We start from the raw sequence: 11,691 nt of genomic DNA on the forward strand, positions 1-11,691 counted from the left end.
AATACCCAGGAATCCCGGCGCTATTCGACCAGGATGCCCGCGCCCCCCCGCTCGGCATGGCCGACGACGGCCGCCAGCGGGAAACCCGCGCCGCGGATGAAATCCAGCACCTCGCCGGCGGCCCCGGGCGCGCAGGCGACCAGGAGCCCGCCCGAGGTCTGCGGATCGGTCAGCAGCGCCCGCTGCCAGGGCGCCAGCCCCTCGGGCAGTTCGACCTCGGCGCCATAGGCGGCCCAGTTCCGGGTCGAGGCACCGGTGACGAATCCCGCCTCGGCCAGTTCCGCCGCCCGCGACAGCAGCGGCAGGTCGGCCAGCCGCAGCCGCAGCCGCAGCCCGGCGCCCCGCGCGATCTCCAGCCCGTGGCCCAGGATGCCGAAGCCGGTCACGTCGGTAATCGCATGCACGTCGCCGCGCTTCGCCAGGTCGGCGCCGATGCGGTTCAGCGTGGTGGCCGAGCCGATCATCTCGGCGATCCCGGCCGCGTCCAGCGCGCCCTTCTTGATGGCGGCGGAATAGATGCCGACGCCCAGCCCCTTGGTCAGGATCAGCGCATCGCCCGGCCGCGCATCGGCATTGCGGCGCAGTTCGGACGGATGGCAGAGACCGATCACCGCCAGCCCGTAGATCGGCTCGGGCGCGTCGATGGAATGGCCGCCCGCCACCGGAATGCCGGCCTCATGGCAGATCTCGCGCCCGCCCTCCAGGATCTCGCGGATCTGTTCGGGGGCCAGCTTGTCGATCGGCATGCCCAGGATGGCCAGCGCCATGATCGGCCGGCCGCCCATGGCATAGATGTCGGAAATCGCATTGGTCGCGGCGATGCGGCCGAAGGCGCGCGGATCGTCCACCATCGGCATGAAGAAATCGGTGGTGGCGATGACGCAGGTGTTGTCGTCGACCTGCCAGACCGCGGCGTCGTCCGAGGTCTCGGTCCCGACCAGCAATTGCGGGAACGCCTGCGCCAGGGGCTGGTCGGCCAGCAATTCGCGCAGGACCGAGGGCGCCAGCTTGCAGCCGCAGCCGCCGCCATGCGCCAGCGAGGTCAGTCGGGGAAGGTCGTTCATGTCCGGGCTCTCCTGTCGGTCAGCCGGCGCACGGTAACGTAGAAGGCCGGGACCATGAAGATGCCAAGGAAGGTCGCCGCCATCATCCCGCCCATCACCCCGATGCCGATCGAGTTCTGCGCCGCCGCCCCCGCCCCGGTGGCGATGGCCAGCGGCAGCACCCCCAGGATAAAGGCCAGCGAGGTCATCAGGATCGGCCGCAGCCGCAGCAGCGCCGCCTCGACCGCCGCCGCGACGGTGGCGCGGCCGGATTGCTCCAGGTCGCGGGCGAATTCGACGATCAGGATGGCGTTCTTGGCCGCCAGGCCGATGGTGGTCAGGATGCCGACCTTGAAATAGACGTCATTGGCCTGGCCGAAGGTCAGCGCCGCCACCACTGCGCCCAGGACGCCGACCGGCACCGCCAGCATGACCGAGAACGGAACCGACCAGCTTTCGTAAAGCGCCGCCAGCGACAGGAACACCACCAGCGCCGACAGCGCGAAAAGCCAGGGCGCCTGGTTGCCCGATTGCCGCTCCTGATAGGAAAGCCCGGTCCAGGCCGTGCCATAGCCGCCGGGAAGCTGCGCCACCAGTTCCTCCATGGCCGCCATCGCCTCGCCCGAGCTGGCGCTGTCGCTCTGCTGGCCGGTGATCTCGATGGCGTCGATACTGTCCATGCGCGACAGGCTCGGCTCGACCGGCTCCCAGCGGGTGGTCATGAAGGCGGTAAAGGGCACCATCTCGCCATTGGCGTTGCGGGCATACCAGCTGTCCACGTCCTCGGGCTGCATGCGGTTGGCCGCCGCCCCCTGGACGATCACCGGCCGCAATTGCGCGCCCAGCGAGAAATCGTTCACCTCGGTCCCGGCGAAGATGGTCGAGAGCATGGCATTCACCCCTGACAGGCTGACGCCCAGGCTTTCCGCCTTTTGCTGGTCGATGTCGATCTTCAGCGCCGCCTCGGATTCGGTGCCGCTGCTTTCGACGCTTTGCAGGCGCGGATCCTCGGCCGCCGCCCGCTCCAGCGCCTCGGCGGCCTGGGTCAGCGCCTCGGTCCCACCGCCGGACTGGTCCAGCAGGAACATGCTGAAGCCGGCCGCATTGCCCAGCCGCGGAATCGCCGGCGGCTGCAGGAAGGTGATGCGTCCCGCCCGATGGTTCTGGAAGCGTGCATTGGCACGCGAGGCGACGGCGCTGGCCGAAAGCGCCGGATCCTTGCGCTGGTCGAAGTCGCGCAGCTTGACAAAGACCATGGCCCGGCTTTGCGAGGTGCCCGAAAAGCCGAAGCCCATGGCGACAAAGACCGAATCCACCGCCTCCCTTTCCTCGGTCAGCATGTATTGCTCGATCTCCTGCACCACGGCGGCGGTCTGCTGCGCGGTCGAGCCCTCGGTCAGGGTGATGCGCGATTGCAGCACGCCCTGGTCCTCGCCGGGGATGAAGGTGGTTTGCATGCGGCCGAACAGGTCGGTGGCGCCATAGCTGATCGCGGCCAGCAGCAGCATGACCAGGAACGGCCGGCGCAGGCTGCGGCGCACGGTGGCGGAATAGCCGCGCGTCACCCGCTCGAAGCCCGCATTGAACCAGCGGGCGGGGGCAAAGCGCGCCGGGCCGTGGCTTTGGCGCAGCAGGCTCGCGCACATCGCCGGGGTCAGGATCAGCGCCACCAGCAGGGACAGCACCATGGCGGTGATGATCGTGACCGAGAACTGGCGATAGATCACCCCGGTCGAGCCGGGCATGAAGCCCATGGGCAGGAACACCGCCGACAGGACCAGCGCGATGCCGACCAGCGCGCCGCTGATCTGGCCCATGCTCTTTTCCGTGGCCTCGACCGGGCCCAGCCCGTCCTCCTCCATCACCCGCTCGACGTTCTCGACCACGACGATGGCGTCGTCCACCAAAAGGCCGATAGCCAGCACCATGGCGAACATGGTCAGCGTATTGACCGAATATCCCAGCGCCGCCAGCATGCCGAAGGTGCCCAGCAGCACGACCGGAATGGCGATGATCGGGATCAGCGTCGCGCGCCAGTTCTGCAAGAACAGCAGGATCACCAGGAAGACCAGCCCGATGGCCTCGATCAGCGTGTGATAGACCTTCTCGATCGACAGTTCGACGAAGGGCGCGGTGTCATAGGCGATATGCACCTCGACCCCCTCGGGCAGGGCGTTCTTCAGCCCCTCCAGCGTGGCGCGCACCGCGCTGGCCGTCTCGACCGCGTTGGCGCCGGTGGCCAGGTTCACCGCGAAGCCCGAGGCGTTCATGCCGTTATAGCGCGAATCGCGGCCATAGCGGGTCTGGCCGATCTCGACCTCGGCCACGTCGCCCAGCCGCACGGTGGCGCCGTCCTCGCCGGTCTTCAGCAGGATGTTGCGGAAATCCTCGACCGAGGTCAGCTGGCTTTGCGCGGTGATGTTGGCGGTGAACTGCTGGCCCGCCACCACCGGCTGCTCGCCCAGCGCGCCGACCGAGACGGTGCTGTTCTGCTGCGCCACGGCGGTGGTCAGGTCGGTGGGGGTCAGCTGGAACTGCGCCAGCCGCAGCGGGTCCATCCAGATCCGCATGGCATAGCCCGAGCCAAAGACATTGACCCCGCCCACGCCCTCGGTGCGCTTGACCGGGCCCTCGACCACCTGCTCCAGCAGGTTGCCCAGCTCGATGGTGGAATGCTGCCCGGTGGTCGAGACCAGCGAGCCGACCATCAGGATCGACGAGGACGAGCGCGTGACCGACACGCCGTCGTTCTGCACCGGCGTCGGCAGCCGGCTTTCGACCGAGCGGACCTTGGACTGCACCTCGTTCAGCGCATCGACCGGGTCCACGCTGTCGTCGAAGACCATCTCGATCACGCTGCGCCCGGTCGAGGCCGTCGAGATGGTATAGAGCAGCCCGTCCAGCCCGGTCAGCGCATCCTCGATCGGCGTGGTGACCGAGTTCTGCACCGCCCGCGCCGTCGCCCCGGAATAGCTGGCGGTGATGCGGATCGTGGTCGGCGCGATGTCGGGATATTGCGAGACCGGCAGGCCGATCAGCGACCAGGTGCCGATCAGCATGGTCACGATGGCCAGCACCCAGGCAAAGACCGGGCGGTGAATGAAGAATTGCGCCATGTCCTAGCCTTCCCCGCGCTCATCGACCTCGCGCACGACGCCCTGGGCGTCGATGGTGACGGGGACGGTGGCGATTTCGGCGCCGGCGCGCAGGTTTTCCAGCCCGTCCACGATCAGCTGCTCGCCCGGATTGATGCCCTGGGTGACGATCCAGCTGTTGCGATAGCTGCCCTGTTCGCTCAGCGTGACCTGCTGCGCCTTGCCGTCGCGGGCGACAAAGGCGGTCAGCGTGCCGTCCGAGGCGCGACTGGTCGCGCGCTGCGGCACCAGCACGGCGCGGGTGGTGCCCAGCGTCAGCTGCACGCGTAGGAACTGGCCGGGCAGGATCATCCGGTCGGGATTGTCGAATTGCAGCCGGATCGGCACCGTGCCGGTGGTGGGCGAGACCGCGATGCCGGGGCTGACGATCCGCCCCTCGCCCTGGTATTCCTCGCCGGTCTCCAGGATCAGCTGCGTCGTTACCCCGCCGTTGACGACCAGCTGGCCGGCACTGATGCGCGCCCGGTTGCGCAGCATGCGGGCGCTGGATTCCGAGACATCGACATAGATCGGGTCGAGCTGGGTGATGGTGGTCAGCGATTCGGACTGGCTTGCCGTCACCAGATCCCCGACCGAGACCGCCGCCACATCCGCCACCCCGTCCAGCGGGCTCCTGATCTCGGTGCGCTGCAAGGCCAGCCGCGCCGCGTCCCGCGCGGCTTCGGCCGATTTCAGGTCGGCCTCGGCCTGTTTCAGCGCCACCTCGGCATTGGCCCGCTCCACGGCCGAGACGCCCGACCCCTCCAGCCGGCGATAGCGGGTGACGGTATTCTGCGCCTGGGTCAGGCTGGCCTCGGCCCCGGCCACCGCGGCCTCGGCAGCGGCCAGCGCCGCGGCCAGGGTCTCGGGGTCCAGCCGGAACAGCACGTCGCCGGCCTTGACCGGCCTGCCGGGATCATAGGCGATCTCCAGGACTTCCCCGCCGACCTGCGGCCGGATGCCGGTCTGCTGATAGGCGATGGCGCGGCCGGGCAGGGTGACAGTATAGGGCACGTCCTCCTCGGCAGTGGCCATCACCCCGACCTGGGTCGGACCTTGCGGTCCGCGCGCCCCCGGTCCCTGCTGCGCGAAAGCCGGGCCCGCCAGCAGGATCGCCAGCGCCGCCCATCTCATCATCCCCTGCCCAGAGGCCATCTGCCGTTCCTTGCGGTTTGGTGGTTGGCGCATTGTTTAGACGCCGAACCCCAATGGCAAGTAAACGGCCGGCTCATTCCCGATCACGGATTCGCCAGCAGGGCGGATTTCTCCGTTCTCCAAATACCCATGCGACCGGGCGGCCGGGCGCAGCGGATCAGAAATCGACGCAGATGCCCTTCTTTTCGTAATCGCCATAGCGCACCGGCTCGGGCCCGTCGCGCCCGCCCAGTTCGACCGGCAGCTCCAGCGGCTTTTGCTTGCGGCGGCGCTCCTCGGCCTCGGCCAGCGCGCGCTGGGCGGCGGGCGGCAGATCCTTGCGGTCGGTCATGGCGGTTTCCCCTGCTTCACGCTAGACCGGACCAATCTAGGCAAGGGGCAGGCTTTGGACAAGGCACAGGGCAAGACGGTCAGGGACGGGACCAGGGACGGGGCGCGCAAGGGCGCGCTGCGCCTGCTCGGCGCGGTGGACGAGGGCGCGACGCTGGACGAGGCGGCGGCGCTGACCGAGCGCCTGTCGCCGCCCGACCGCGCCCGCGCCCGCCGCCTGGCGCTTGAGGTGCTGCGCCGGGCGGACCGCGCCGACCTGCTGCTGGCGCCGCTGCTGGCCCGCCGGCCGCGGCCCGAGATCATGCGCATCCTGCGGCTGGCCACCGTCGAGATGCTGGCCCTGGGCGAGGCGCCGCATGGCGCGGTCAACGCCGCCGTGGCTCTGGCCCGCGCCTCGGGGCCAAAGGGACAGGCGGCGGCCGGCATGGTGAACGCGGTGCTGCGCAAGATCGCCGGCGCCGCCGAGGCCTGGGCGCGGCTCTCGCCGCAAAAGATGCCGCCCTGGCTGCGCGCCCCCATCGTCGCCGCCTGGGGCGAGGATATCGCCCGCGCCATCGAGGCCGCGCATGAGGCCGGCGCAGCCCTGGACCTGACGCCCAGGGACGCGGATTGTCCCGGAGAGGCGCTGCCGACCGGCTCGCACCGGCTGCCCGCCGCCGCGCAGATCTCGGCCCTGCCCGGCTATGCCGAGGGGAACTGGTGGGTGCAGGACGCGGCCGCCGCGCTGGCGGTGCGGGTGCTGGACCCGCAGCCGGGCGAGGCGATCGCCGATCTTTGCGCCGCGCCCGGCGGCAAGACGCTGCAACTCGCCGCCGCCGGGGCCGAGGTCACGGCGCTGGACATCTCCGAGCCGCGCCTGGCCCGCGTGGCCGAGAACCTGGCCCGCTGCCGGCTTTCCGCCCGGCTGGTCGCGGCGGATGCGCTGGACTGGCACCCCGACCAGCCGCTGGACGCGGTGCTGCTGGATGCGCCCTGCTCGGCTACCGGCACCATCCGCCGCCATCCCGAGCTGCCGCGCATCCGCGACGGTGCCGGCCTTGCCGAACTGACCGGATTGCAGGCGCGGCTGATCGACCATGCACTCACGCTGCTCAAGCCCGGCGGGCGGCTGGTCTATGCCACCTGCTCGCTCCTGCCGGCCGAGGGCGAGGACCAGCTGGCCGCCGCCCTGGCCCGCCATCCCGGCCTGGCAATCGAGCCGCCCCGCGCCACCGGCATCGAGCCGGGCTGGATCACGCCCGGAGGCGGCTTGCGGCTGCGCCCGGACCTGTGGCCGGAACGCGGCGGCATGGACGGGTTCTTCATCGCGCGCTTGCGGAAATCCGCCGAGCGGACCTAAGGTTGCGCCGTCCTAGTGAATGTTGCCCATGACCGATAGCACCGTCGCGCCCCGGGGATTCCTGCGCCGCCCCGAACCCAAGGCCATCGGCCATCCCGGCCGCGGCGAACAGATCGCCGCGGGTACCTTGCACCTGGGCGGCATCACGCTCTCGGGCGATTTCTTCGCCGCCGACCTGCCCGCCAGCGTCGCGGCCGAACTGGCCGGCTTCGGCTGGCTCGACGATCTTGCCGCCGTGGGCACGCCCCGTGCCCGCGCCATCGCCCAGGACCATGTGCTGCGCTGGCTGCGCCGGCATCGTCAGCCGCAGCCCGAGACGCCGGAATGGGCGCCCCAGGTCGCCGGGCGGCGGGTGCTGCGCTGGATCTTCCATGCCGGGATGATCCTGCCGGGCCTGGACCGCGACGGGGCCGAGCCCTATTTCCGCGCCCTCGACCAGCACCTGCTTCACCTGCGCGACAAATGGTTCGACAGCACCGACGGGCTGTGCCGGATCGAGGCGCTGGCGGGGCTCGCCATCGGCGCCATGTCGCTGCGCGACCGCCAGGCCCTGGCGCAGCCGGCGCTGATCGCCCTGGCCGAAGAGGCCGACGCCATGGGCGTCGCCACCCTGTCCGAGGCGCGCGCGCCCGAATCGCTGCTGGAGGCGATGGCGCTGCTGGTCTGGGCGCAGGAGGTCGCCGAAGAGGTGGGGCTGGACTGCCCGCCCGAGCTGCACGCCATCATCGCCGAGATCGCGCCGATCCTGCGGGCGCTGCGCCATGCCGACGGTGCGCTGCCCAGCTTCCATGGCGGCGGGCGCGGCGCGGCCGGGCGGCTGGACCGCTGCCTGCGCGCGGCCGAAGGCCCCGCCCTGCCGGCCAGCGGGCTGGCCATGGGCTTTGCCCGCATGGCGCGGGCCCGCACCACGCTGATCCTGGATGCGGCGCCGCCGCCCGGCGGTCCGGCGGCGGTGCGCGCCCATGCCTCGACCCTGGCCTTCGAACTGACCGTGGCGCGCCAGCCCTTGATCGTGAATTGCGGCCCCGGCGACGGCTTCGGCCCGCTCTGGGCCAGGGCCAGCCGCGCCACGCCCTGCCATTCGGCGCTGTGCCTGGCCGGCCTGTCCTCGTCGCGGCTGAACCCGAACCGGCAGGAGGGCGAGCCCGACATCCTGACCGAGCGTCCCGACCTGGTCTGGGCCGGCGATTGCGACGCGCTGGGCAACCTGACCGCCCCGGATTGCGGCCCGGCGCATTCGCCGGAACCGGCGCATCTGCTGGCCGGCCATGACGGCTGGCTGGCCAGCCACGGGCTGACGCATCTGCGCGAGCTATGGCTCGACCCCGACGGCATGGGCCTCAAGGGCGAGGATTCGCTGGCGGCGCTGGATGCCAGCGCCCAGGCCCGGCTGGACCAGGTCCGTCCGGAGGAGGGGCTGGCCTTCGACATCCGCTTCCACCTGCACCCCGAGGTCCAGGCCCGCCAGCAGGGGCAGGACATCCACCTGACCCTGCCGGGTGGCGAGGAATGGCTGTTCACCCATGACGGCGTGGGGCAGCTGCGGCTGGAGGCGTCCTGCCTGCTCGACCGCGCCCTGGCCGAGCCGCGCCCCTCGCGGCAGATGGTGATTTCCGCGCATCTGCTGGGCCGGGCGATCCAGATCGGCTGGACCTTGGCGCGTTCCGGGGGTAGGTGACGGGCCAAATCCGCCATCCACCGCACGGGGCTACCGACCGATGACCGACCGCATTCCGCTGAAGCGCGCGCTGATTTCCGTTTCCGACAAGACCGGGCTGATCGATTTCGCGCGGGCGCTTTCGGCGCGGGGCGTCGAGATCCTGTCCACCGGCGGCACCGCCAAGGCGCTGCGCGAGGCGGGGCTGAGCGTGGTGGACGTGGCCGACGTGACCGGCTTTCCCGAGATGATGGACGGCCGGGTCAAGACGCTGCACCCGGTGGTCCATGGCGGTCTCTTGGCGCTGCGCGACAACGAGGAGCACATGGCCGCCGCCCGGTCGCACAGGATCGGCATGATCGACCTGCTGGTCGTCAACCTGTATCCGTTCGAGGCGACGGTGGCCAAGGGCGCCGCCCATGACGATTGCATCGAGAACATCGACATCGGCGGTCCGGCGATGATCCGCGCCGCCGCCAAGAACCACGCCTTCGTGACGGTGGTGGTCGATGTCGAGGATTACGCCGCCGTGCTGGCCGAGCTTGACGCCAATGACGACCGCACCAGCCTGGCCTTCCGCCAGCGGCAGGCGCAGATCGCCTATGCCCGGACGGCCGCCTATGACGCCGCAGTCTCGACCTGGATGGCCGGCGCCATCGGCGAGGAAACGCCGCGCCGGCGCAGCTTTTCGGGCCAGCTTGCGCAAAGCCTGCGCTATGGCGAGAACCCGCACCAGTCCGCCGCCTTCTACAAGGACGGCTCGGACCGGCCGGGCGTCGCCACCGCGCGGCAATGGCAGGGCAAGGAGCTTTCCTACAACAACATCAACGACACCGACGCCGCCTTTGAACTGGTGGCCGAGTTCGACCCGACCCAGGGCCCGGCGGTGGCGATCATCAAGCACGCCAACCCCTGCGGCGTGGCCCGCGGCGACAGCGCCGTCGATGCCTATCGGCGCGCTTTCGACTGCGACCGCACCTCGGCCTTCGGCGGCATCATCGCGCTGAACACCACGCTGGACGCCGAGACCGCGCAAGCGATCACCGAGATCTTTACCGAGGTGGTCATCGCCCCCGACGCCAGTGACGAGGCGAAGGAAATCTTCGCCGCCAAGAAGAACCTGCGCCTGCTGACCACCGGCGGGCTGCCCGATCCGGCCGCGCCGGGGCTGGCCTTCCGCCAGGTCGCCGGCGGCTTCCTGGTGCAAGGCCGCGACAACGGCCGCATCCTGCCCGCCGACCTGAAGGTGGTGACCAAGCGCCAGCCGACTGACCAGGAACTGGCCGACCTGCTTTTCGCCTGGACCGTGGCCAAGCATGTGAAGTCGAACGCCATCGTCTATGCCCGCGACCTGGCGACCGTCGGCATCGGCGCCGGCCAGATGAGCCGCGTCGATTCGACCCGCATCGGCAAGCGCAAGTCCGAGGATATGGCCGAGGCGCTGGGCCTGGCGCAGGCGCTGACCATCGGTTCCTCGGTGGCCTCTGACGCCTTCTTCCCCTTCGCGGACGGGGTCGAGGCGCTGGCGGCGGCGGGCGCGCGGGCGGTGATCCAGCCCGGCGGCTCGATGCGCGACGCCGAGGTGATCGAGGCCGCGGACCGGCTGGGCCTGGCCATGGTCTTTACCGGCCAGCGGCATTTCCGCCACTGATGGCCGAGACCGCGACCCCCAAGCCGCGGAAAAGCCCGGCGGCCCGGAAGCGGCGCTCGAAAAAGCCGCCGCCGCCGCGCGTCGGGCGCAATGTGGCGCTGGTGGCGGGGCTGGTCTTCCTGCTGGATCAGGCACTGAAATACCTGGTCGTGCATGTGCTGCGGCTGGACCAGCTGCGCGAGATCGACGTGATCGACCCCTGGCTGAACCTGCGCATGGCCTGGAACCAAGGCATGAATTTCGGCCTGTTCGCCAGCGATGTCGAGGTGATGCGCTGGGTGCTGATCGCCATCGCCCTGGCCGTCTGCCTCTGGGTCGGGATCTGGGTCGGACGCGCCAAGCCCTCGCGCTTTGCCCAACTTTCGGCCGGGCTGCTGATCGGCGGCGCGCTGGGCAATGTCGTGGACCGGCTGACCTATGGCGCGGTCGCGGATTTCCTGAACATGTCGCTGCCGGGCTGGCGCAACCCCTATAGCTTCAACGTGGCCGATATCGCGATCTTCCTGGGTGCGCTGGGACTGGTGCTGCTGCCGCCGGAAAAGAAGCCCGAGCCCAGGAAACGCCGCGCCCCGGCCAAGCCGCGGGCGCCGAAACCCCGCCCCGCGAACGGCGAACCGACGCTGCCCGGCGAGGATGCGCAGGCGGAACTGGCGCTGGACGACAAGACCCGTGACGAGCCCGGCAATACGCGCTAAGAACGGGCCGGAAGAACAAGAGGGACGGAAGATGCGGGCGATCGCGCTGACCATGACCACGCTGCTGCTGGCCGCTTGCAGCAGCGATCCGCGTCTGATGAACACCAGCGCCGGCCGCTCCAGCCCTGACGAGTTCTCGATCCTGCCGACCAGGCCCTTGCAGATGCCGGCCGACCTGAACGTGCTGCCGACACCGACGCCGGGGGGCGGCAACATCACCGATCCGACGCCCCATGCCGATGCCGTAGCGGCGCTGGGCGGCAATCCCGGCCAGCTTTCCGCCCAGGGCGTCGGCGCCGCGGACGCGGCGCTGATCGCCCATGCCTCGCGGCTGGGCCGCGACCCGGCGATCCGCCAGACCACCGCGCAAGAGGATCTGGCCTGGCGCAGCCGCCATTCCCGCCGCGCGCTCGAGGTGCTGGCGCGGACCAATGTCTATTACCGCGCCTATGACTCGATGACGTTGGACAGCTGGACGGAGCTGGAGCGGTGGCGGCCGACCGGCGTGCAACTGCCCGCCGCGCCCCCGCGCGGCATGAGCCGGGGCGGCGAGATGGTCCGGCCCAGCGTCCGCGACCGCGTGCCGATCCTGCGCGAGGACTGATCGCCCCCGATCACGCCGAGATGAGGGGCGGCAGGCTTGCGCGCACCCGCGCACAAGGGCAGGTTCATGGCGCGACCCGGAAC

General features: G+C 70.5%; 9 protein-coding genes. 5 read left to right on the forward strand and 4 right to left on the reverse strand.

Annotation, left to right across the window (positions count from 1 at the left end):
- Positions 1–20 precede the first annotated feature (20 nt).
- The 4 genes from selD to ACNKFW_RS10690 all read right to left on the reverse strand — a co-directional run bounded on the left by selD (position 21) and on the right by ACNKFW_RS10690 (position 5,663).
- Entirely contained in the window at positions 21–1,064 is a 1,044-nt protein-coding gene (selD, locus tag ACNKFW_RS10675; protein WP_418024354.1) for a selenide, water dikinase SelD, read from the reverse strand.
- Positions 1,061–4,159, reverse strand: a complete 3,099-nt coding sequence (locus tag ACNKFW_RS10680; protein ID WP_418024356.1) for an efflux RND transporter permease subunit — start codon at positions 4,157–4,159, stop codon at positions 1,061–1,063. Before ACNKFW_RS10680 ends, selD begins: the two co-directional genes overlap by 4 nt.
- Before the next feature lie 3 nt (positions 4,160–4,162).
- Positions 4,163–5,332, reverse strand: a complete 1,170-nt coding sequence (locus ACNKFW_RS10685; protein ID WP_024844032.1) for an efflux RND transporter periplasmic adaptor subunit — start codon at positions 5,330–5,332, stop codon at positions 4,163–4,165.
- 157 nt (positions 5,333–5,489) lie between these two features.
- Entirely contained in the window at positions 5,490–5,663 is a 174-nt protein-coding gene (locus ACNKFW_RS10690) for a DUF1674 domain-containing protein (protein ID WP_036747342.1), read from the reverse strand.
- Between the two features lie 54 nt (positions 5,664–5,717).
- Here ACNKFW_RS10690 and ACNKFW_RS10695 point away from each other — a divergent pair, with 54 nt between their 5' ends.
- Genes ACNKFW_RS10695 through ACNKFW_RS10715 form a run of 5 tightly spaced genes read left to right on the forward strand, consistent with a single transcriptional unit; the run spans position 5,718 to position 11,608 of the window.
- Complete coding sequence (locus ACNKFW_RS10695; RefSeq protein ID WP_418024358.1) at positions 5,718–7,001, forward strand: RsmB/NOP family class I SAM-dependent RNA methyltransferase; 1,284 nt, start codon at positions 5,718–5,720, stop codon at positions 6,999–7,001.
- A 28-nt stretch (positions 7,002–7,029) separates the two neighbouring features.
- Positions 7,030–8,679, forward strand: a complete 1,650-nt coding sequence (locus tag ACNKFW_RS10700) for a heparinase II/III family protein (RefSeq protein WP_418024360.1) — start codon at positions 7,030–7,032, stop codon at positions 8,677–8,679.
- A 40-nt stretch (positions 8,680–8,719) separates the two neighbouring features.
- Positions 8,720–10,309 carry a bifunctional phosphoribosylaminoimidazolecarboxamide formyltransferase/IMP cyclohydrolase gene (purH, locus tag ACNKFW_RS10705; protein ID WP_418024362.1) on the forward strand — a complete coding sequence of 530 codons (1,590 nt, stop codon included), beginning with the start codon at positions 8,720–8,722 and terminating at the stop codon, positions 10,307–10,309.
- Positions 10,309–11,004, forward strand: coding sequence for a signal peptidase II (gene lspA, locus ACNKFW_RS10710; protein ID WP_024844036.1), 696 nt, complete (start codon positions 10,309–10,311; stop codon positions 11,002–11,004). The genes purH and lspA overlap by 1 nt, the downstream gene beginning before the upstream one ends.
- 31 nt (positions 11,005–11,035) lie before the next feature.
- A complete protein-coding gene (locus ACNKFW_RS10715) occupies positions 11,036–11,608 on the forward strand; it encodes a DUF3035 domain-containing protein (protein WP_024844037.1) in 573 nt (190 codons plus the stop codon).
- The last annotated feature ends 83 nt before the right edge of the window (positions 11,609–11,691 follow it).

The sequence above is a fragment of the Paracoccus sp. TD-10 genome (assembly GCF_048270675.1).
Taxonomy (GTDB): Bacteria; Pseudomonadota; Alphaproteobacteria; order Rhodobacterales; family Rhodobacteraceae; genus Paracoccus; species Paracoccus pantotrophus.

Coding starts and splice junctions, on each gene's coding strand:
- ACNKFW_RS10680 (WP_418024356.1), bottom strand. CDS start 4,159: ATGGCGCAATTCTTCATTCACCGCCCGGTCTTTGCCTGGGTGCTGGCC.
- ACNKFW_RS10700 (WP_418024360.1), top strand. CDS start 7,030: ATGACCGATAGCACCGTCGCGCCCCGGGGATTCCTGCGCCGCCCCGAA.
- ACNKFW_RS10690 (WP_036747342.1), bottom strand. CDS start 5,663: ATGACCGACCGCAAGGATCTGCCGCCCGCCGCCCAGCGCGCGCTGGCC.
- ACNKFW_RS10715 (WP_024844037.1), top strand. CDS start 11,036: ATGCGGGCGATCGCGCTGACCATGACCACGCTGCTGCTGGCCGCTTGC.
- lspA (WP_024844036.1), top strand. CDS start 10,309: ATGGCCGAGACCGCGACCCCCAAGCCGCGGAAAAGCCCGGCGGCCCGG.
- purH (WP_418024362.1), top strand. CDS start 8,720: ATGACCGACCGCATTCCGCTGAAGCGCGCGCTGATTTCCGTTTCCGAC.
- selD (WP_418024354.1), bottom strand. CDS start 1,064: ATGAACGACCTTCCCCGACTGACCTCGCTGGCGCATGGCGGCGGCTGC.
- ACNKFW_RS10685 (WP_024844032.1), bottom strand. CDS start 5,332: ATGGCCTCTGGGCAGGGGATGATGAGATGGGCGGCGCTGGCGATCCTG.